Origin of the sequence: Vibrio sp. 10N.286.51.E5 (assembly GCF_041469125.1) — a bacterium.
In the GTDB taxonomy this organism is placed as follows: Bacteria; Pseudomonadota; Gammaproteobacteria; order Enterobacterales; family Vibrionaceae; genus Vibrio; species Vibrio crassostreae_C.
This window is the reverse complement of sequence record NZ_JBFRJZ010000038.1, coordinates 1-19,515: the sequence shown is the minus strand read 5'-3', so window position 1 is coordinate 19,515 and position 19,515 is coordinate 1. Positions and strand designations below refer to the sequence as shown.

Sequence of the window (19,515 nt, the reverse complement as noted above, 5' to 3'; positions counted from 1 at the left end):
CCCGAACATTGTTTCCAAAATAGGGAAATAGAATTACGACCAGGAAAGTTGTACCAGGTCACCTTGTGAGCAAAGTACAGGCAGGAAGTCTGTATGATAGGAAAGGTTAAGACTATGAAATTGATTAAAAATAAAATTATTGCTGGTGTCACTATTGTAGCAACAACGGTGTTATCTCATACCGCGGCAGCAGCGAATTTTAAAATGGCTATCGGCGATGCTGCTGGTGGTACGCAGTGGGAATTAGCGACCTCATTCTCTGAACTGATGGAGCAAAAAACAGACGGTAAAGTGAAAATCGATCTGTTCCCGAACGGCCAATTAGGCAATGAGCAAGATACCGTCAATGATGCGGCAATTGGTCTTCTCGACTTCTCTGTACTGGCGATCAACAACGTGACGCCTTTCTCTCCAACCGTTGGTCTATTGACCATGCCTTACGTGATTCAAAGCGCAGAAGAAGCAGTGCTACTGACTCAAGGTCAAGTAGGCCAAGATTTAGTTGATAACACGATTCGTGATGCTGGTGTTCGCATCGTAGGTTGGGCTTATTCTGGCTTTAGGGTTTTGACTAACTCGAAAAAGCCTGTTGCTTCACCAGAAGATTTGAAAGGGCTAGTGATTCGTGTTCCTCGTAACGAAATCATGATCGCGTCTTACCAAGCATGGGGTGTAAACCCAACACCAATGGCGTGGTCTGAGACTTTCACTGGCCTGCAACAAGGTGTGGTAGATGGTCAAGATAACCCTTACATCACAGTCCACGCGATGAAATTCAACGAAGTACAAAAGTACGTGACCAACATTCGCTACATTTTCTCTTTGGAACCTCTAATCGTGAGTGAAACGGTCTTCCAACAACAGACACCTGAAATGCAAAAGATCATCCTTGAAGCAGGTCAGGAAGCGACAGAGCACAGCTTTGCTTATCTAGAAAACACAGAAAACAAGATTCGCGAAGAGCTACAAGCGAAAGGCATGGTATTCACAGACCCAGCAGACAACGAGCAAGAGTGGATCAGCAAGGTGACTAAGTCAGTTTGGCCTAAGTTCTACTCAAGTATTGGAGGCAAAGACAAGCTAGACGACGTTCTTGAGTTACTAGGTAGAAAGTAACGATTAGATTCGCCCTATCTGCTGTTCTGCGCTACTTAATCACCTAGCTATAGAACAGTGAGATAGGGCATTTACATGGCTGTACTCGTTGATCTGTTCTGTACCTGATCTTTTTAGGACCGTGAGCGACTGGTTGTCATGTGGAAATCAACATTGGAGGTTATATGTCAGTCGCTAAAACAATAAAAACGCACCTAAACAACATTGAGGAATATACCTGTTGTCTGCTGCTCGCAAGCTTTGTCCTATTGCTGTTTACACAAATCCTTACTCGTCAGTTCTTTGATTACTCTATCCCTTGGGGGGATGAGGTCGCTACTTACATGTTCGTTTGGTTTGCCTATCTAGGGGCTGTTGTTGCGGCCAAGATGTCGGCGCACAACCGAGTGAGCTTTCACTTTAAATTCTTTCCGCCAATCGTGCAGACCGTGAGTGAAACCATCGCTGACTTCTTATGGCTCTGTTTCAACGGCTACTTCGTTTACCTCAGCTACGACTTCGTGTTCAACAAAATGAATCTGTTTTGGAAGTCTCAGACTACAGGTATCCCGATGAAGTACTTCTACATGATTTTACCTATCGCGTTTTCACTGATGATGATTCGAATTATCTGGAACAACTATGAGCGTTTATTCAAAGGCGCAACCAACGAAGATCCAGAAGTCAAAGAGCTGCGCAAAATGACGGCACAAAAGTCAGCGCAATAGTCATCACAGAGAATAGTCGTAATAGAGAGATGTAATAATGGAATCCTATTTAACTCTAATTTTATTTGGTGGCTTTTTAACGCTGTTAATTCTGGGCGCACCAATCACAGTATCACTGGCTGGCGCTTCGATGGCGGCCTATATGTTGCTCGACAAAAATCCCATCGCTTTAGTACAAATCGCGTTTACCTCGGTGGGTAACTTCCCGCTAATGGCCCTGCCAGCCTTTGTTCTTGCGGGTGCATTAATGGAGGCGGCGGGTATCTCCAAACGTCTGGTGGATATCGCCGAAAGCTTAGCGGGTCCCGTAACAGGTGGCCTTGGCGCAGCAACGGTAATGGCGTGTCTTTTCTTTGGTGCTATCTCGGGTTCAGGCCTTGCAACCACCGCTGCGGTAGGCATGCTAATGGTGCCTGCGATGGTCAAGCGTGACTACGATAAGAGCTACGCATCGGCAGTTACTGCTGCATCTGGTGGCTTGGGCATTATCATCCCACCATCCATTCCCTTGGTTATCTTTGGTATCTCCGCAATGGGCTTAATGGCGCCACCGGAAGCCATTGCTCAACACGGCCAGTTTGCTTCTTTGTCTATTCCAAAACTGTTTGTTGCTGGGGTTGTACCGGGCTTCATCATGGCTTCGACGCTGGTGGTAACCAACTACTTCATTGCTAAGCGAGAAGGCTATAAAGGGTTGACTGAAACCTGGTCGTTTGGCGATGTAAGGCACTACTTGCGCCGCGGTTTATGGTCGATATTAGCGCCGTTCTTGATTCTTGGCGGTATCTACAGCGGCATGTTCACACCAACAGAATCTGCGGTTGTAGCGATATTCTATTCGTTGTTTGTGGGTGTATTTATTCACCGCGAATTGTCGTTCAAAAGTGTGATGAAATCTCTATCGACCACGACATGGATCACCGGACGTGTGTTGTTGATCCTCTTTGCAGCAACAGTATTTGGACGCTTGTTGATCGAGCAAAAGATCCCGGTTGTCGTGGCTGAATCATTACTCAGTTTTACCGACAACATGTACATGGTGTGGGCGCTAACCATTACCTTGTTGTTGTTCATCGGCATGTTTATGGAAACCTTAGCGGCGATCATGATCATCGTGCCAGTTTTACTGCCAATCATGTACATGCTGGGCGCTGATCCAACTCACGTGGGCATCGTGGTGGTGTGTACCTTATCGATAGGTTTTGCAACGCCGCCGCTTGGGGAAAATATCTTTGTCGCCTCGGGGATTGGTGGCTCTACGGTTGAGCAGATCACCGCGAAGATCCATCCCTTTGTACTTGCATCTGTCGTGGGCGTTTTCGTTATCGCTTTCTTCCCACAAATCACGCTTTGGCTACCGTCCTTAGTCGGCTATTAGGAGACACAACGATGAATCTATCCAGAATAATCCTTATTGGCTGCGCCTTGTTTGCTGTGGTCAGCGGCATTGGATTGCGTGCAGAGCATTCAGAAGTCGAGAAAGAGATTAAGCCAGTCAATGTGCTCGATATTTCTGAGCCACATGTGGTCAGTGACGCTGAAAGAAGAGCTAAAACCTTGCTTGCGAAAGCGGTGGTGCACGTTCAAAAAGAAGGTGACGACAGCGTGAAAGACTTCATGAGTGATGCCGAATATATAGACGGTGAGCTCTATGTGTTTGCTCTTGGTATTGATGGCCAATTCCTTGCCAGTGGCGGCTCTTCCATGGTGCTGGTAGGCGACAGTGTGTTGGATACCCAAGACGTTTACGGCAATCCTTTTTTCCGTGAAATGATCACCAAAGCGGTCCACAAGGGTTTTGGTGAAGTGAAGTATCACTGGACCAATCCGACCGATCGAATGGGTGAGCCGAAAACGACTTTCTTTGAACGTGTGGGTGATGTGATTGTCGCTGTCGGTTATTACCCTGAACGTTCCAGTGCGGCCGAAGCAAAGAATTTACTGGCGAGAGCGATGACCGCGATAGTGGAGTCAGAACAAGAGAGCCTAAATGAGTTTAATGATGCCGATGGCAGCTTTGTAGAAGGGGATTTGTATGTGTTTGTGATGGATATGAGCTCTGGAAAGTTGCTGGCGCATGGGGTCTCTCCTGAGCTAGTTGGGCGTTCGCACAGCGAGATTCTAAGTCCTGACGATAAACCGATTCTCACTGAGATGTTAAATCGAGCCAAAGAAAATGGTCGTGGCGTTTACACCTATCGATGGTTAAATCCGCTGTCGAGCAAAGTGGAAACTAAGCACACTTACTATCGAGTTATCGACAATAAGTTGGTTGGGGTGGGTTATTACACAAATTCAAACAACACGTAAACGCGTTTCTACGGAACCCTCAACCCAGTTAAATAAAGGGCTGGGGGCTCGAAATGCCGGTTTGTGTAAAAAAGCAATTTAGTAAAATTCACACTGTGAAATTTTTGTTGTGAAATTGTTTTAAAAATACAAGTAGTATGAAATGCATGGAAGCAACACAGTAAAGAACAATTTTGAAAAGGGTCAATCAGGATTTTTGACCGACATGAAATTCAAAGCCGTAAGAGGGAAAGACTATGAATATGCTGACACTAGACAAAACAGAACTTCACAGAAACCATTCAACATTTATTGCTGAAGCTGTCTTTGCCGTCGAAATGGTGAAAGCAGACAAGCAACTCGAAAAACAAAAAATGGCGAAACAGTTGCTTGATACTCTATTTCCTTTAGAGACGGGTTCACATGAAGACGTAGTGAGCTACGAGATCGATTACCGACACGTTCAGGTTTACTTCAAGAATGGCGAACATACTGGACTGAAACGCGCTAAACACTTTGTGGCTTACACAGGTGATAAATCTAAGCCTTCAGCAATCCTATTCCGTGATGAAAGCGGTACGCACGTTGAAGTGACAATCGGCGCTCGTAAAGGCACAGGCCGTCTGGAGCTGGTTGATATTCAAGATATCCAATTAGAGACGTGCACTACGTTTGGTCAAACTGAGGCGAGCCGTTCTTCTGGCATCCGTCACTGGGTGAGCTTAGTAAAAGGCGATGAAAGTGGCCGCCCGAATGCATCAAGTGAAGACAAAGAGTTCACGGCGAAAAATGGTGAAGACTATAACCTAGGTTTTTGCTTCGCAATCTAACGAACTGTCTTTGAAATGCGCAGTGCTGATCTGTGAGACGCAGCACTGACATTTGAGCACTGATTTCTCTTTTACCTTTGGTAACTTTCCCCGCCCCTATAGCGGGGCTTTTTTATTAGAGCTATAAGTAAATTGGGCGATTATCAAAATTATATGCAGAAATTTTGGATGTGACGTTACAGTGTGTGGTTTTGATTTAAGTTGTTGTATTTAAATAATTTTGTTCTTTTGTTTTATTCTGTTTTTATTAGGTTAACTATCATTGTCAACGGTGGTTTGGGCGACTATTGAGCGAAATCTCAGTCAAAATGCTTTGAGCTGTGCTATAATACGCGCCTTGGGATTGAGCCAGTAAGTCCATTTATCACTAACTATTGTGATTTTTATTGCCTTTTATTTAGGCGATGCGGCGAGCCAATCAAGTAGTAGTTGGATATGGAGAGCGTCCTTATATTCGTTGAATCGGATATGCGAACATCATAATTTATGAGTTTTAAATCAAAAAAGTACAGTATTGATTCTACTGACTATCAAGTTGGTCAAGACAACGTCAGTAAATGGGGCATGGATGTCCATAACACAGTTTTCGTAGCCTCAGTTGGCTTATCTCTTCTCTTCATCATCACTCTTCTTGCTCTTCCTCCTGCAGATGCTAAAGCTGCAATTGATTCTATTAAGGGTGCTGTTCTATCAAAGTTTGACTTCCTGTTTATGTGGGGAGCTAACATCATGCTAGCGTTTGCTGTTGTTCTTGCTTTTTCACCGTTGGGTAAAATCCGTTTAGGTGGCGAAGACGCGACGGCGGACTATTCAATGTCATCTTGGATTGCGATGTTATTCGCAGCAGGTATGGGTATTGGACTTATCTTCTGGGGTGTTGCAGAGCCAACTGCGTTCTTCACTAACTGGTTCGGAACGCCATTAGACGCAGAACCTTTCACAGCCGCTGGTCGTGAACTGGCGCTAGGCGCAACCGTATTCCACTGGGGTTTTCATGCATGGGCTATCTATGGCATGACGGCGCTTTGTCTGGCGTACTTTGTTTATAACAAAGGCTTACCGCTATCAATGCGTTCTGTGTTTTACCCAATTCTGGGTGAGCGTGTGTGGGGCAAAACTGGTGATGTAATCGATGTACTAACCGTACTGGTTACTCTGTTTGGCCTTGCGACTTCATTGGGCTTAGGTGGTACACAAGCAGCAAGTGGTATTAGCCACGTGTTCGGCTTGGAAAACAACATCTTCCTTCAGCAATCTATCATCGTTCTGATCATGGGCTTGGCGATCATCTCTGTACTACGTGGTATGGACGGTGGTGTTAAGTTCCTAAGTAACCTGAACATGGTTATTGCATTCATATTCCTTGGTCTTATCGCTGTATTGAACTTCACAACTGTGCTTGATTCAATGGCAACGGCGGCAACGGGCTATGTGAAAAATATCGTAGCTTTGAGCCAAAGTGCGGGTCGTGAAGACACAACATGGCTGCATGGTTGGACTGTGTTCTACTGGGCATGGTGGGTAGCGTATGCACCTTTCTTCGGTATGTTCGTAGCGCGTATTTCTAAAGGCCGTACGGTTCGTGAATTCCTACTTTGCGTACTGATTATCCCAACATTGGTAACGTCGGCTTGGATGTCGATCTTCGGTGGCGTAGCTATCGAGCAAGTAATTAACCATGTGGGACAACTTGGCCTCGACCAAGGCATTACAGACGTATCTCTAAGCTTGTTCTACATGCTAGATGCTTACTCGTTCGGTAGCATTCTGTCAGTTCTCGCAGTCGCACTGATCATTGTGTTCTTCGTTACAACGTTGGACTCAGGCTCTATCGTTATCGATGGCATGACAGCGGGTGGTAAACTAGAAGTGCCAGTGAAACAGAAAGTGGTTTGGGCGGTTATCTCAGGCGCTATCGCAATGGTAATGCTGTGGATTGGTGGTACTCAATCAATCCAAGCTCTGCAATCTATTACGATTATTGCAGCACTGCCGTTTACGATCATTCTTTTGATTGGTTGTGTGAGCTTGTTGAAAGGCCTACTGACAGAAGTCGGTAAAGGGCAAGAAACCGTAACTCAAACTACAAAATAAATCGTGAATTAAGTAAGTCGCTAGATAGAGATTTACTTTACTCAGCATGATTCAAAGCTCTCTTGTACTTGGTGCAAGAGAGTTTTTTATGCCTAGGAAGAAATCAGAGACCAGATAAAAAAGAGCCACAAGTGAATCATCACTTGTGGCTCTTTTCGTTCTTAGTTCTAGGTGCTCGGTTCTAGTTATTAGCGGGTATGAGCTTATGCGTTCAATTCGTGCTGAATAACGTAATCCAAAGCACCAACAACAGCAGCAACTTGAGCATCATTACACTCTTCGTCTGTTACTTTGTCACTGTCTGGGTAAACCTCTGTGGTTGTACCGTACTTACAGTCAGTCACGCCGCCACATAAGCCAAGCTTCTTCATTGGGTAGTTGATCACGCCGTGTTGAGTGACGTCTGAACCAATGATCTTGCCTTCGTCATCCGCAGGCGCAATGTGGGTTACTTTTTCAACTGAAGCGATGACAGCAGCTTGGAATTCAGGTTGTGGGTTTTCAGTATCGCCAACAGTGTAGAAACCGTCTGGGATCATACCTTCGATGTACTCAATGCCATCACGAGCTGCGAGTGCAGGTCGGAATTCAGTTTCATCAGAGTCAGTCGTCTCATGCAGGTCAACGTGAACCAATACTTCTGGCAGAGACGCTACTAGAGCTCGTAGGTTTGCTGATTCTTCTGCTGGCGTACCGTCGTAGAAAGAGCGGTTTGGATCAACAGCATTTGGATTCCAGCGGTTGATCACTTCGTAGCCCCAAGGGCTCACACAAGGTGCGACAACAATGTTGAAGTGCGCCGTGTATTTTTCTGCTTGAGTCGCAGCGAATTTGATCGCGCCATGCACGCCACTGGTTTCGTAACCGTGAACACCACCTGTCACCAGAATCGTCGGCTTTGACTCGTCCCAGTTTTTGCTCTTGATAGCGAAGAGTGGGAAGCGAGCTTCGTCGTAGCTCAGTGCGCCGTATTGTTCGATGTCAAAGCGGTCTGCAAGTGCTTTAATCTTTGGTACAACTTCTTGCTGGTATTCACGCTTAACCGTTCGTTGAGCTAACCATGCTTCACGTTCTGCTTGTTGCCATTTTTGCCCTGGCTTACCAATCGGGTAGGTAGATTCACTTTTCATCTATACTTTTTCTTTTATGTTCGTGAAAGATTAAGACAGACTATTCCTGTCTAACAGAGACAGCAATAGAAAACACAACTTGTGACTTTATTTTTTACAGACTCATAACTTTGATGATTGAATTGATGGTGTTACATTTTATTGATGGTTCAATTCTTTATAAAGAGACAACAAAATGGCTGGAGCAAGTTTACTAACACTGTTAGATGACATTGCAACCGTGTTGGATGATGTCGCATTGATGTCTAAGGTAGCCGCTAAAAAAACCGCAGGCGTATTAGGTGACGATTTAGCCCTTAACGCCCAGCAGGTATCCGGTGTTTCTGCTGAAAGAGAAATCCCAGTGGTATGGGCGGTCGCCAAAGGCTCATTTAAAAACAAGCTGATTTTGGTTCCGGCAGCACTATTGATCAGTGCATTCATTCCTTGGTTGATCATGCCACTACTGGTGATTGGTGGTCTGTTTCTTTGTTTTGAAGGGGCAGAGAAAATCTTAGAAAAGCTTTTTCCTCATGCTCATCAACACGAAGAGAAAGATGAGGAAAGCAGCTCGGGTGAATCTGTTGAAGAGTATGAGAAGAGAAAGGTAGCAGGCGCGATTCGGACTGACTTTATCTTATCTGCGGAAATCATTGTAATTGCGCTGGGTACCGTAACGGGTACAAGTATCGTGACCCAGATTCTTGTGGTGAGTTTGATAGCGGTTGTGATGACGATTGGTGTTTATGGCTTAGTGGCAGGGATCGTTAAGCTGGATGATTTAGGTTTCTATCTCCAGCGAACATCGAATGGCAGTGGCATTAAAACTCGATTGGGTAACGGGCTAGTCGCGTTTGCGCCCAAGTTAATGAAGACGCTTGCGGTGGTCGGTACTGCTGCGATGTTCTTGGTTGGCGGCGGTATTGTGGTTCACAACGTTCCTGCGATTCATCATTTAATTGAACCGATTATTATGGACTTCAGTGGACATTCGATTGCAACCGCGGTGGTACCAACGCTGTTGAATGGTGTGATTGGTGTCTTAGCTGGATTGATCGTCGTTGCAGGTTGGACGGTGATTGGAAAAATTCGCGGTAAGTAATCGCTCATTATTGGTCTTAATAAAACCCTCTCTCCACGAAACGAAAAAGGGGCACCATAATCATTATGGTGCCCCTTTTAGTCTAATGGGTCGTGTTTAATTAACAGCCCAAGTGCTTATTTTACAGACCAAGCAATCGCCTCGCCGCCACGGATTGGCACAACGATGTCTGAACCGAAAGGCATCGTTTCAGCAACATTCCACTCTTCTTTAACGAGCGTAATTGTATCTGAGTTACGTGGCATGCCGTAGAAGTCTGGGCCATTGTGGCTCGCGAATGCTTCTAGGTTCTCAATCTTGCCTTCTAAATCGAATACTTCAGCGTACAGTTCAACCGCAGCGTGCGCTGTGTAAGAACCTGCACAACCACATGCTGACTCTTTTGCACCTTTAGCGTGTGGTGCAGAGTCTGTACCCAAGAAGAACTTCTTGCTACCGCTTGTTGCTGCTTCAATAAGTGCTAACTGGTGTGTGTTGCGCTTAAGGATAGGTAGGCAGTAGAAATGTGGCTTAATGCCGCCAACCAACATGTGGTTGCGGTTATAAAGCAAGTGGTGAGCAGTAATGGTTGCCGCTACGTTCTCGTTAGCGTTCTTAACGAAAGTCGCAGCATCTGCCGTCGTGATGTGCTCTAGAACGATCTTCAGGTTAGGGAAGTCGTTAACAATCGGTGCTAGAACTGTGTCTAGGAACTCTTTTTCACGGTCAAAGATATCAACATCGTGAGCCGTTACTTCACCGTGTACCAGCAGCAACATACCCACTTCTTGCATTGCTTCGAGTACGTGGTAAATCTTTTGAGCTGAAGTTACACCTGAATCAGAGTTAGTCGTCGCGCCAGCAGGGTATAGCTTCGCTGCTACAACAGCGCCAGATTCTTTCGCTTTACGAATTTCATCAGGTGTTGTGTTGTCTGTCAGGTAAAGTGCCATTAGAGGCTGGAATTGTTCACTTGGCTGCTCTGCCATGATGCGTTCACGGTAAGCAAGAGCCATTTCGGTATCGGTTACCGGTGGGATGGTATTTGGCATGATTAACGCTCGACCATTGTAACGGCTGATATCGCGAACTGTATCTTTTAATACTTCGCCATCGCGTAGATGAACGTGCCAGTCGTCAGGACGAGTAATCGTAAGTTGTGTCATTGAAGGCTCCCACCATTTGAAGTGTTATGTAGTTGGAGCCTAAACTCGGCGAAATCTGTGAAAGCAATCGCTTACGTTTAGGCGACAGGATGATAGTGGAAAAGCACTTTCATTTCATCCTATTTTTAACTCTTCAGGGCTAGGAGCTTGTTTTTATGCCGTTTTAATTCAGTATTTATTTTTGGATACGGGTTAGCGAGTCGCCACCCAGAGTCCATGGATCATCCCTGGCACCCAGAAGAAGAAAGTCAGGATGATGTTAATCAATAGGTCTTTACCTGCGCCACGAGCGAAGAACACGCCAATAGGCGGAAGTAGTACACATAAGATGATAATGACGAGTTTGTTCATGATAAATCCTTTTTATTCAATGAAAGTTCAATGCGATAACCGTGTTCACATTATAGAACGTATGGAGAGTGTTACTGCATTGCTGCCTTAATGTATCAAGATAGAAAGCTAAACATCTCAAGATACTAGCTTAGTATCAAGTGTTTAATGCCTGCCAGTTTATCTATTTATAACCATTTGTTAGCATTGGGACAAACAACAAAACATTGGAATCGTTATGTCGCAGTCACCTTTGGATCAAAAGGCTTTGGAGCAAGAGCTTTCAGGTCAACAGCCCTCCTTATCTCAAATTAATGTGTTTCCGGTTAAATCAGTAGGTGGGATTGCACTCTCTTCTGCTTGGGTCGAAAAACAGGGCCTTACCTTCGACAGACGTTTTATGTTGGCCTTGGCTGACGGCTCAATGGTGACGGCGCGTAAGTACCCTAAAATGGTCAAGGTGTCTTCTAGCTTGCAGCCAGACGGTTTGATTTTTACTTACGAAGGCAAAGAACCGCTGCGCCTAAAATATGCAAACTTCAAGATGCAAGAAGCGCCTGCAACAGTGTGGAAAGATAGCTTCACTGCGTATACCACCAACGACGAGGCGGATGATTGGTTTAGCGATGTGCTTGGTGTTCGCGTAGAACTTCTGTTCTGTGGTGAGCAATCTAATCGTGTTCGAGAAAAGCTTGGTCAGAATGTCAGTTTCGCCGATGGTTACCCGATGTTAATCATCAGCCAAGCTTCGCTTGATGAGCTCAATCGCCGTAGTCCTGAAACGCATTCCATGGATCAGTTCCGCACCAATTTTGTCGTCTCAAACACTGAAGCGTTTGCTGAAGATGGTTGGAAGCGCATTCGAATTGGTGAGGTTGAATTCGAAGCGGTGAAGCCTTGTGAGCGCTGTATCCTAACGACAGTCGATGTTGAGAGCGGCGAATTCAGAGCAACAAAAGAGCCACTCAATACCTTTTCTACGTTCAGAGCCAATGAACGTGGTGGCGTTTTCTTTGGTCAGAACCTTGTGGCGAAAAATGAAGGTCTGGTGAAAGCGGGTGACGTTGTTGAGGTACTTGAAACCAAAGAGAAAGAACATTACGAAGACTCTTGGGTCGAGTCACTGCACTTAACTTGCGTCGAGCGTGAAGAGATCGCTCGCGACTTCACAACCTTTTGGCTAGAGCCAGCGAAAGAGAACAATTTATTACCAAGCTATCAGCCGGGGCAGCATCTACCGATTGAAATGGTGATTAATGGCGAGAAAGTGTCTCGTCGTTACACGTTATCTTCTAGCCCTTCACGCGCAGGTCGTTTGGCGATTTCCGTGAAGCGAGTGGACGATGGTCAAATCTCAAACTGGCTCAATGATCACTTCCAAGTCGGTGACACGCTAGTTGCTCAGAATCCAGATGGCGCATTCTACTTAGAAGATAACCCAACACATCCATTACTGCTGTTATCAGCGGGAAGCGGCATCACCCCTATGTTGTCGATGCTTCGTTACTTAGCCGACCATGGTCAGATTGATGATGTGGTGTTCTATCACCAATGCAGCAGTGAAGAAGATATCCCTTATCAAGCTGAGATTGATAAGATCGCTCGCGAACATGCTGGTCTAAGTGTGATTTATTCACTAAGCCAACCAACGAAAGAGTGGGATGGTTTGTCAGGTCGTTTGAGTGTGTCTCATGTCGCCAAAATTGAGGACCTTCATAAGCGCCAAGCATTCGTGTGTGGCCCTGACGGCTTTATGGATAATGCCAAGAAATTGCTGATTCAAATGGGGCTGAATCCTCAGCATTATCATCAAGAAGCGTTTGGTGTTGCTCAATCAACGGAAGAAGCGGTGAAGCAACTGCAGTTGAGCGTTAACGGCTACCTGTTCGAAGGCAACAACCAATCAACACTACTAGAGCAAGCTGAGTCGGCAGGTGTGTCTATCGCATCAAGCTGTCGCGCGGGTTTCTGTGGTGCTTGTAAAGTGACCCTTGAGTCTGGGCAAGTTCATCAACCTGATGTACCGGCGTTGCAAGAGCATGAACGCAACATGGGGCAAATACTGGCGTGTTGCAGTGTGCCTCAAACTGATATCGAAGTTGTAGACTAACTCGGTAGGTCGGAAGGCCAGAAAGAAAAGCACATTGAATAGAAAAGGCCGGAAGTTCACTGAAATGAACTTCCGGCCTTTTTGATTCTAAGATTAATTCAAACAATTAATCGTAGATCGTTGGGATCGGTTGACGCTTGTGCTGTGTTGCTTTGTAGATGCCTACTAAGCGGTCTGACACGTCTTGAGGGACTTCTTTACCTTCAAGGAAATCATCGATTTGGTCGTAAGAAAGGTTCAATGCTGCTTCGTCGGCTTTCTGTGGATCAAGCTCTTCTAGGTCGGCAGTAGGCACTTTCTTAACCAATAGCTCTGGCGCACCTAGCGTTGCTGCAAGTTCACGAACTTGACGCTTGTTCAGGCCAAACAAAGGCGCTAAATCACATGCACCGTCACCGTGTTTGGTGTAGAAGCCAGTGATGTTTTCTGCTGAGTGGTCAGTACCAATCACAAGACCACCAACGTAACCCGCAATTTCGTATTGCGCGATCATGCGAGCGCGAGCTTTCACATTACCTTTAACAAAGTCGATTTTTGCTGAGTCTGTTGGTAGTAAACCTGTACCTTCAAGTGCAACGTGAGATGCTGCGTGAAGCCCATCAACACCCGCTTTGATGTTTACAGAAACAGATTGAGAAGGCTGGATGAAAGAGAGAGCAAGTTGTGCTTCATCTTCATCTTTTTGTTCGCCGTAAGGTAGGCGAACCGCAATGAATTGGTAGTCGTTGCTGCCAGAGTTTTCATTCAGGCTATCCACGGCCATCTGTGCCAAGCGGCCACAGGTCGTTGAGTCTACACCGCCACTGATACCAAGGATCAGAGACTTGCAGCCTGACTGCTGAAGTTTCGTTTTAATAAAGTCCACACGACGAGTCACTTCGAAGTGAGGGTCAATTGAAGGTAGTACGCGCATTTCGTCACGAATTAACTGTTCCATTCGTATTCCTTTCCTGCAAGCAAATTAAAAATCTAGTGTTATCATACCTAAATCATCCGATTTAAAAACCTCTTTGCACAAGCTTAGAAAGAGAAGGCAGTAATAAACAATGGAAAAAATAGCCATTTTCGGTAGTGCGTTTAATCCACCGAGCTTAGGGCACAAAAGTGTGATTGATTCGTTGGCTCACTTTGACAAAATTCTACTCGTTCCAAGTATTGCCCATGCTTGGGGAAAAGAGATGCTAGACTTTGATATGAGATGTCAGTTAGTTAACGCATTTATTAGCGATCTTTCACTGGATCAAGTGGAGCTTTCTTTGATCGAAAAGAGCCTATTTACCCCAGGTGAAAGCGTCACGACTTATGCAGTGCTCAGTGAACTTCAAAAGTTACATCGTGACGCTGAACTGACGTTTGTTATTGGCCCAGATAACTTCTTTAAGTTCTCATCTTTCTATAAATCAGATGAGATTACCGAGCAGTGGTCTGTAATGGCTTGCCCTGAAAAAGTGAAAATTCGCAGCACAGACATACGTAATGCACTGATAAGTGGAAGCGATGTTGCAAAACTGAGTACAAAGTCAGTTACAAAGATATTGCAAGATAGTGGACTGTATCAGATAATGTGAGTTCACTAATCAAGAGGTCAGAGGACTATGCTAAAGAGCGCGATACCAGCGACGTTGATCATGGCAGCATGTAGTATGCCTGCGTATGCTGAGTGTGATTTTTTTAGCTTAGATTCAATCATGCTGACTTCTGATGAAGATGAAGATGACAATTGTCTAGATTTCTCGACCAGCATTGAGTCTTTTGGCCAACGTATGATGGAAATCAGTGGGCTGAGCGATGATGAACCGGAAAGCACACCGGACTATTGGTCTGACTGGGTTCTTCAAACCAAAGACTCGCCATTGCTGACACAAAGCATTGAGTCAAACTATGTTGGCTTGGGTATGTGGTTTCCAGAAGACCTTGAAGACGAGCAGTATGATATGTCGACTGAAGAGTGGTTGATGAATCATGGTCTTCAACTTAGTATCGGTTTTGGCGAGAAAGTCGAAGGGCAGCCGCGTATGCGCTTTGATTATCGTTGGCACAACTCACGTGACGCCGACCTAATGATGCAGGTTGAGTTGCCATTTTAGACAGGCAGATACACAGATAGATTGCTATCTACGTCTAAATAGTAAGAATTAAAAAAGCCGCAAAAACTCAGTTTTTGCGGCTTTTTAGTATCTGGCTTGCGAGTTTTAATACCAGCACTCACTTTCCGGCAAGCTATAAATCTTCACCAAAAACAAGCATACACAGTTGCTCGAACTCTTCTTCTTTACCTGAGAACAGATCATCAATCACAAGTGAACGTTTTTGACCTGACTGCATGCGTTTCTTCGCTTCTCGCATCACCATCACCAGAGTGTGCTCTTGTGGCAGGTTTGAATCATCAATGTTCCATTGATTGAATCGCTGAGAAAGAGCACTTTCGCAAAGCAGTGGTTTAAACGACAACACTTCTTGCTTCAAGACAGAAAGCATATCTTTAAACGCTTGTTCCGTATTATTGGCATTGGAAGCACGAGCTTTGGTTTGTTCTAGCTTTTCTAGTAGTGCCGAAGAGAGGTTCGTTTGCGTGATGTAACCCGCTTGTCTTGGGAATGAATCCGTCAAACGAACAGAAAAATCGACACGGTTAACCTGAGTGTTTGGAAAGTAGGTCAGTGACGTTAGGCAGTCGTATGGAATCCAGACGCTTTGTCCTGGTTCAACGGCATACTCTTGTTTGCCTAACTTAATCAAAACCAAGCCACTTTGAACCGATACAAGGCTATGTTTAAGTACTTTCTTGCGTGGTGTGATCACCAAGTGTGAAAAGTAAGCCGATGTATATTCAATAGCGAAGTTCATAGATAGTACCTTAATTTTGGGGCGTCAAGATTACCGTTAATCTTAAAGAATGCCAACAATAACAGGGGATTTTCAATGTTTCTGGTCTGACCTTGTCAAAAGTATGGGCTCTGTAGCTGCGAGAAGTCAAAACAACGCGTAGAATGAGCCAGCTTTTTATTATATGAATTAAAAAATGACCTCTCCAACCGATCCATATGTTGATATTCGCCCTTACGGCGATGATGAAATTCCAGCGGCACTAAACCGTCTTATTAATGATGAAGAATTTATCAGTGCAATCTTGCACTACCGTTTTTCAAACCATGCGTCTTGGTTCAAAGCATTAATGAGCCCGATTTTGCGTGTGTACTTAAAAATGAAATGGAGCAAGCTGACTAGCGTTGAATCCATTCAGATTGAAGTGAAAAAGTACTTACGCGACACGTTAGCGAAAACCACTAGCGGTGTGACGTACACTGGTATCGAGTCACTGGATGCGAACCAAGCTTATCTGTTTGTATCAAACCATCGTGACATTGCTATGGATCCTGCGTTGGTAAATTACGCTCTGCATCAAAATAATCATCAGACTTGTCGTATCGCTATCGGAGACAACCTGTTGAAAAAGCCATGTGCGACTGAATTGATGCGTTTAAATAAGAGCTTCATCGTAAAGCGTTCTTTGAAAGGACCGCGTGAGATGATGAAAGCGCTAGGGCAGTTGTCTTCTTACATTAAGCACTCTCTAGAAACGGGCAACTCAATCTGGATCGCTCAAAAGGAAGGTCGTGCGAAAGACGGTAACGATTTTACTGAGCCAGCAATTTTGAAAATGTTCCACGTTGAAGGACGTAAGCAAAAAATTGCTTTCCCTGAATACGTGAAGTCATTGAAGATTGTTCCTGTGGCTATTTCTTACGAGAACGACCCATGTGACACGGCTAAAGCGATAGAGCTTTTCGAAAAAGACGTAAACGGCAGTTACGAAAAGGGTGAGTTTGAAGATATCGAAAGTATCATTCAAGGCATCATCGGTAATAAAGGACGCGTTCACGTTGGCTTCGGTCAGGTTATCGACCAAGATTTTGATACCCCTGAAGCGCTTGCTGAAGAGATCGATCGTCAGATCCACGATAACTACAAACTGTTCCCAGTAAACTTGCTGGCAGCAGAAAAAGAAGACGAGTCGATTACAGCGGCCGTTAAGCAAGAGTTTGAAGCTAAACTATCGAGCCTGCCACAAGGTGCGCGTCAGTACTTGATCGATAGCTACGCCAACCCAGTGAAGAACATTGGTTAACGAGCGTTAGTTAGCTTGCTAGTTGATTAGCAACTTGATTGAATTGAAAAAGGAGCCTTGGGCTCCTTTTTTGTTTCTGAATCACCATTTGTTGCTGCGATCGAGCATTAACGTATTAGAGCATTAGAGCATTAGAGCATTAGAGCATTAGAGCATTAGCCTGAATTAGCGAGCGACTGCACCACCGAGATCTAGATTGGTTGGCCATTTGGTTACGGTGTTGCCGCCCAGATAGATGTTGCCTTTGACTGTCATGGTCTCGGGGAATGTTGTAATCCCAGAACCGCCTATATAAAGGTCGCCGTCAATCACGATCCCGTTGGGTAACTCGGTTAAAGGAGTGCGGATCACGCTCAGATCGCCTTTTACTCTAAAGCCATTCGGTAGCCTTTCCAGTGGAGTGTCGGTGAGGTTGATAAAGCCGCCCACTCTTACACCTCTTGGCCAGCTGGTGATTTGGCTGCCAATCAAGTCGACGTAACCTTTTATCTTAACCCCGCTCGGGACTCGAGCGAGTTGGCTGTTAGAGCCTTTAAGGCTGCCGTTCACTTCTAACCCTTTGGGTAGGCGTGTGATCGCAGTATTCTCTATATTGAGATTACCATCTACCACCAAGCCAGTTGGAAGTGATGTATAAGGCTTATTTCGTAGATATAAGTTTCCGTAATTATCGAGATGGTTCAATATTTGATAGTGATCGAGTGGTTCAGCACTGACATTTGTTATGGTTAGGGAACCAATAATAAGTGCAATTATTCTGAGCATAACAGGCTTCTTATTACGATAGACGCTTACACTATAATGGAAAAATTAATCTCGCATAGTGTTTTACCCATTTGGCGGTAGATTAACGAGGAATGGAGCAAAGATGATAGGTAAATTAATGATTAGAGTAAATATACGAATTATTAAGGTCTTTCTGATAGCCGCTTCAGTGTTTGGTTCAATGTCTGCGAGTGCCAACAAAGTAATTTCAACGCCCGGTAAAGCTGCGGTGGTGGTGACACAAGGCGGTCAACAGCAACGAGTTTGTTATTACGATGACAAGGCTTATAGCATTGGGGCAGTGTTAGAGGTGGGGGGCGTAGTGATTCAGTGCGCTGCAGAAAACGATTTTGAGCAAAATGGGTCACTGGCTTGGGTTCAATTAAAAAAAGACGAGTAATTCACTCGTCTTTTAATAAGCATATAAATGCTTATATTAACGCGCTAGAGAGCGAGTCTTAAGTTCAAAAATAATCTTCTCAGCGCTAACTTCAAATTTAAAGCGAGCGTGCAACTCTGTGCTTTCTTCAGTCATCTCTGATGCTTCGAACTCAACGTTGCTAGACACTTGTTTAGCAAGTTCAACATACTTAGCAAACTCAGCTTCAATCAGTGCTTTTGAGTTTCCGTAAACCGTTACTTCAGCAACATCGTCGCCTTCTTTAATGATGAACCCGATTTCGCCTGCACAGCCGCAAGCCTCACATACATCGTTGTTACCAATATCTTGGCTCATAAATAATCCTCTTACAAAGTCTGAGGTTATTCTAACGAGCAATTCGAACTGTATCTACAAAAATTAAAACCTTTGAACTAATTTATACTGGTATGCTATGTTGTTTGTTAAGGTGTTTGATGAATATCTATATTCGCGCCGCCAAATATGTATGTGATTTACCTCACGTTTTGTTGAAGAGGAATGTTATTAATATGTCAGAATATCATTCACTTAGTTGCGCCAGAAATGATTTTATAAGACTATCTATCGCTTGATAGGTATTTATACAATGAATTTTTCGTTGGGTATTTCATATTCTAAGTAGTTATTTAAACTTATCGACTTAGGATTGTAAGGTGATTTTCGAAGAATAATTAGACAAAGTGTCCAAAGAGGCATCACTGTAAAATTGTTCGTACATAGTATTTGTGTGAATTTAGTTATAAATACTTGCGAAAAAATACCTTGCTCACATAATGCTGATAACGATTTTCATTCTGACTTCATTTGATTGAGTTAGATGGATTTACAAAGAGAAGAGCCTGAATATGCCAAAGCGTAGTAAAGAAGATACAGAAATCACGATCCAGAAAATCATGGATGCCGTTGTAGACCAGCTACTAAGATTGGGTTACGACAAGATGTCATACACGACGTTGAGTCAACAAACGGGTGTTTCTCGTACAGGTATAAGTCATCACTTTCCAAAGAAAACGGATTTTACTGCTGCTCTAGACGGTCGTATTTTCAAGATGTTCGTGGAACACATTGACTTCGAAAATGGCCTTGACGCATTTTCAGCTAGCTGGGTTGCAGCACTTGAAGACGCTGAGTTCCTAGCAATCTTACGTTTACTTTTCCATCATATCGTTACTGCTGAGAGCGCGCATGAGTTCGCTGCAAACGGTATTGATCGTCTATACAAGCTGAATGAAACTCAGTTTGGCGATACTAGCGGTAAAGAACTAGAGTGGCTGATTGGTAAATCATTGATTCGTATGAGCCAATAATCAGCACTCAATAAAAGAAGCTCCTACGGGGGCTTTTTTTGGGTTCATCGCGGCTTTCCGG

Annotated in this window: 20 protein-coding genes; 13 read left to right on the top strand and 7 right to left on the bottom strand. The window is 44.5% G+C overall.

Features of this window, described 5'->3' with window-relative positions:
• Window positions 1–114: 114 nt before the first annotated feature.
• From AB4161_RS14325 to AB4161_RS14300, 6 genes are all read left to right on the top strand, one after another.
• Window positions 115–1,116, top strand: a complete 1,002-nt coding sequence (locus AB4161_RS14325; protein ID WP_136974686.1) for a TRAP transporter substrate-binding protein — start codon at window positions 115–117, stop codon at window positions 1,114–1,116.
• 164 nt (window positions 1,117–1,280) lie between these two features.
• The gene (locus tag AB4161_RS14320; protein ID WP_017059970.1) at window positions 1,281–1,823 is read left to right on the top strand and encodes a TRAP transporter small permease; all 543 of its coding nucleotides are present in this window, start codon (window positions 1,281–1,283) and stop codon (window positions 1,821–1,823) included.
• Window positions 1,824–1,860: 37 nt separating this feature from the next.
• Window positions 1,861–3,201, top strand: coding sequence for a TRAP transporter large permease (locus tag AB4161_RS14315; protein ID WP_372083506.1), 1,341 nt, complete (start codon window positions 1,861–1,863; stop codon window positions 3,199–3,201).
• Between the two features lie 11 nt (window positions 3,202–3,212).
• Window positions 3,213–4,133 carry a cache domain-containing protein gene (locus AB4161_RS14310; protein WP_372083505.1) on the top strand — a complete coding sequence of 307 codons (921 nt, stop codon included), beginning with the start codon at window positions 3,213–3,215 and terminating at the stop codon, window positions 4,131–4,133.
• Window positions 4,134–4,369: 236 nt separating this feature from the next.
• A complete protein-coding gene (locus AB4161_RS14305; RefSeq protein WP_017064292.1) occupies window positions 4,370–4,942 on the top strand; it encodes a malate synthase in 573 nt (190 codons plus the stop codon).
• Window positions 4,943–5,428: 486 nt separating this feature from the next.
• Window positions 5,429–7,036 carry a BCCT family transporter gene (locus AB4161_RS14300; protein WP_136980001.1) on the top strand — a complete coding sequence of 536 codons (1,608 nt, stop codon included), beginning with the start codon at window positions 5,429–5,431 and terminating at the stop codon, window positions 7,034–7,036.
• A gap of 203 nt (window positions 7,037–7,239) precedes the next feature.
• Here AB4161_RS14300 and AB4161_RS14295 read toward each other — a convergent pair whose 3' ends face one another.
• Entirely contained in the window at window positions 7,240–8,166 is a 927-nt protein-coding gene (locus tag AB4161_RS14295) for a M14 family metallocarboxypeptidase (RefSeq protein ID WP_017064294.1), read from the bottom strand.
• A 175-nt stretch (window positions 8,167–8,341) separates the two neighbouring features.
• Between AB4161_RS14295 and AB4161_RS14290 the strand changes: the two genes are divergently transcribed.
• Entirely contained in the window at window positions 8,342–9,247 is a 906-nt protein-coding gene (locus tag AB4161_RS14290; RefSeq protein ID WP_372083504.1) for a DUF808 domain-containing protein, read from the top strand.
• 116 nt (window positions 9,248–9,363) lie between these two features.
• Here AB4161_RS14290 and pyrC read toward each other — a convergent pair whose 3' ends face one another.
• Window positions 9,364–10,392 (bottom strand): dihydroorotase, encoded by a 1,029-nt coding sequence (gene pyrC / locus AB4161_RS14285; RefSeq protein WP_017059963.1) that lies wholly within the window; start codon window positions 10,390–10,392, stop codon window positions 9,364–9,366.
• A gap of 192 nt (window positions 10,393–10,584) precedes the next feature.
• On the bottom strand, window positions 10,585–10,743 hold the full coding sequence (locus AB4161_RS14280) for a YqaE/Pmp3 family membrane protein (RefSeq protein WP_102495160.1): 159 nt from the start codon (window positions 10,741–10,743) through the stop codon (window positions 10,585–10,587).
• Window positions 10,744–10,960: 217 nt separating this feature from the next.
• Here AB4161_RS14280 and AB4161_RS14275 point away from each other — a divergent pair, with 217 nt between their 5' ends.
• The gene (locus AB4161_RS14275) at window positions 10,961–12,832 is read left to right on the top strand and encodes a hybrid-cluster NAD(P)-dependent oxidoreductase (protein ID WP_017067429.1); all 1,872 of its coding nucleotides are present in this window, start codon (window positions 10,961–10,963) and stop codon (window positions 12,830–12,832) included.
• Between the two features lie 106 nt (window positions 12,833–12,938).
• Here the strand turns inward: AB4161_RS14275 and nadE are convergent, their stop codons facing one another.
• On the bottom strand, window positions 12,939–13,769 hold the full coding sequence (gene nadE / locus AB4161_RS14270; protein ID WP_017062768.1) for an ammonia-dependent NAD(+) synthetase: 831 nt from the start codon (window positions 13,767–13,769) through the stop codon (window positions 12,939–12,941).
• 109 nt (window positions 13,770–13,878) lie between these two features.
• Here nadE and AB4161_RS14265 point away from each other — a divergent pair, with 109 nt between their 5' ends.
• Together AB4161_RS14265 and AB4161_RS14260 are read left to right on the top strand one after the other, a co-directional pair.
• Complete coding sequence (locus AB4161_RS14265) at window positions 13,879–14,400, top strand: nicotinate-nicotinamide nucleotide adenylyltransferase (protein WP_372083503.1); 522 nt, start codon at window positions 13,879–13,881, stop codon at window positions 14,398–14,400.
• A gap of 27 nt (window positions 14,401–14,427) precedes the next feature.
• Window positions 14,428–14,919, top strand: a complete 492-nt coding sequence (locus AB4161_RS14260; RefSeq protein WP_372083502.1) for a hypothetical protein — start codon at window positions 14,428–14,430, stop codon at window positions 14,917–14,919.
• A 133-nt stretch (window positions 14,920–15,052) separates the two neighbouring features.
• Here the strand turns inward: AB4161_RS14260 and AB4161_RS14255 are convergent, their stop codons facing one another.
• Window positions 15,053–15,679, bottom strand: coding sequence for a hypothetical protein (locus tag AB4161_RS14255; protein ID WP_017064307.1), 627 nt, complete (start codon window positions 15,677–15,679; stop codon window positions 15,053–15,055).
• Window positions 15,680–15,854: 175 nt separating this feature from the next.
• Here AB4161_RS14255 and AB4161_RS14250 point away from each other — a divergent pair, with 175 nt between their 5' ends.
• Window positions 15,855–16,961, top strand: a complete 1,107-nt coding sequence (locus AB4161_RS14250; protein WP_137001459.1) for a 1-acyl-sn-glycerol-3-phosphate acyltransferase — start codon at window positions 15,855–15,857, stop codon at window positions 16,959–16,961.
• 165 nt (window positions 16,962–17,126) lie between these two features.
• Here the strand turns inward: AB4161_RS14250 and AB4161_RS14245 are convergent, their stop codons facing one another.
• Window positions 17,127–17,726: a hypothetical protein gene (locus AB4161_RS14245; protein ID WP_017062763.1), complete on the bottom strand. Its 600-nt coding sequence runs from the start codon at window positions 17,724–17,726 to the stop codon at window positions 17,127–17,129.
• Between the two features lie 103 nt (window positions 17,727–17,829).
• Between AB4161_RS14245 and AB4161_RS14240 the strand changes: the two genes are divergently transcribed.
• Entirely contained in the window at window positions 17,830–18,126 is a 297-nt protein-coding gene (locus AB4161_RS14240; protein WP_017067955.1) for a YnjH family protein, read from the top strand.
• A gap of 36 nt (window positions 18,127–18,162) precedes the next feature.
• On the opposite strand, the gene AB4161_RS14235 is transcribed toward AB4161_RS14240, so the two are convergent.
• On the bottom strand, window positions 18,163–18,462 hold the full coding sequence (locus tag AB4161_RS14235) for a YfcZ/YiiS family protein (RefSeq protein WP_017062761.1): 300 nt from the start codon (window positions 18,460–18,462) through the stop codon (window positions 18,163–18,165).
• Between the two features lie 530 nt (window positions 18,463–18,992).
• Between AB4161_RS14235 and AB4161_RS14230 the strand changes: the two genes are divergently transcribed.
• Window positions 18,993–19,454, top strand: coding sequence for a TetR/AcrR family transcriptional regulator (locus AB4161_RS14230; protein WP_372083501.1), 462 nt, complete (start codon window positions 18,993–18,995; stop codon window positions 19,452–19,454).
• The last annotated feature ends 61 nt before the right edge of the window (window positions 19,455–19,515 follow it).

Coding starts and splice junctions, on each gene's coding strand:
- AB4161_RS14290 (WP_372083504.1), top strand. CDS start 8,342: ATGGCTGGAGCAAGTTTACTAACACTGTTAGATGACATTGCAACCGTG.
- AB4161_RS14300 (WP_136980001.1), top strand. CDS start 5,429: ATGAGTTTTAAATCAAAAAAGTACAGTATTGATTCTACTGACTATCAA.
- AB4161_RS14320 (WP_017059970.1), top strand. CDS start 1,281: ATGTCAGTCGCTAAAACAATAAAAACGCACCTAAACAACATTGAGGAA.
- AB4161_RS14250 (WP_137001459.1), top strand. CDS start 15,855: ATGACCTCTCCAACCGATCCATATGTTGATATTCGCCCTTACGGCGAT.
- AB4161_RS14245 (WP_017062763.1), bottom strand. CDS start 17,726: ATGCTCAGAATAATTGCACTTATTATTGGTTCCCTAACCATAACAAAT.
- AB4161_RS14235 (WP_017062761.1), bottom strand. CDS start 18,462: ATGAGCCAAGATATTGGTAACAACGATGTATGTGAGGCTTGCGGCTGT.
- AB4161_RS14280 (WP_102495160.1), bottom strand. CDS start 10,743: ATGAACAAACTCGTCATTATCATCTTATGTGTACTACTTCCGCCTATT.
- nadE (WP_017062768.1), bottom strand. CDS start 13,769: ATGGAACAGTTAATTCGTGACGAAATGCGCGTACTACCTTCAATTGAC.
- AB4161_RS14305 (WP_017064292.1), top strand. CDS start 4,370: ATGAATATGCTGACACTAGACAAAACAGAACTTCACAGAAACCATTCA.
- AB4161_RS14255 (WP_017064307.1), bottom strand. CDS start 15,679: ATGAACTTCGCTATTGAATATACATCGGCTTACTTTTCACACTTGGTG.
- AB4161_RS14230 (WP_372083501.1), top strand. CDS start 18,993: ATGCCAAAGCGTAGTAAAGAAGATACAGAAATCACGATCCAGAAAATC.
- pyrC (WP_017059963.1), bottom strand. CDS start 10,392: ATGACACAACTTACGATTACTCGTCCTGACGACTGGCACGTTCATCTA.
- AB4161_RS14275 (WP_017067429.1), top strand. CDS start 10,961: ATGTCGCAGTCACCTTTGGATCAAAAGGCTTTGGAGCAAGAGCTTTCA.
- AB4161_RS14265 (WP_372083503.1), top strand. CDS start 13,879: ATGGAAAAAATAGCCATTTTCGGTAGTGCGTTTAATCCACCGAGCTTA.
- AB4161_RS14310 (WP_372083505.1), top strand. CDS start 3,213: ATGAATCTATCCAGAATAATCCTTATTGGCTGCGCCTTGTTTGCTGTG.
- AB4161_RS14315 (WP_372083506.1), top strand. CDS start 1,861: ATGGAATCCTATTTAACTCTAATTTTATTTGGTGGCTTTTTAACGCTG.
- AB4161_RS14260 (WP_372083502.1), top strand. CDS start 14,428: ATGCTAAAGAGCGCGATACCAGCGACGTTGATCATGGCAGCATGTAGT.
- AB4161_RS14240 (WP_017067955.1), top strand. CDS start 17,830: ATGATAGGTAAATTAATGATTAGAGTAAATATACGAATTATTAAGGTC.
- AB4161_RS14325 (WP_136974686.1), top strand. CDS start 115: ATGAAATTGATTAAAAATAAAATTATTGCTGGTGTCACTATTGTAGCA.
- AB4161_RS14295 (WP_017064294.1), bottom strand. CDS start 8,166: ATGAAAAGTGAATCTACCTACCCGATTGGTAAGCCAGGGCAAAAATGG.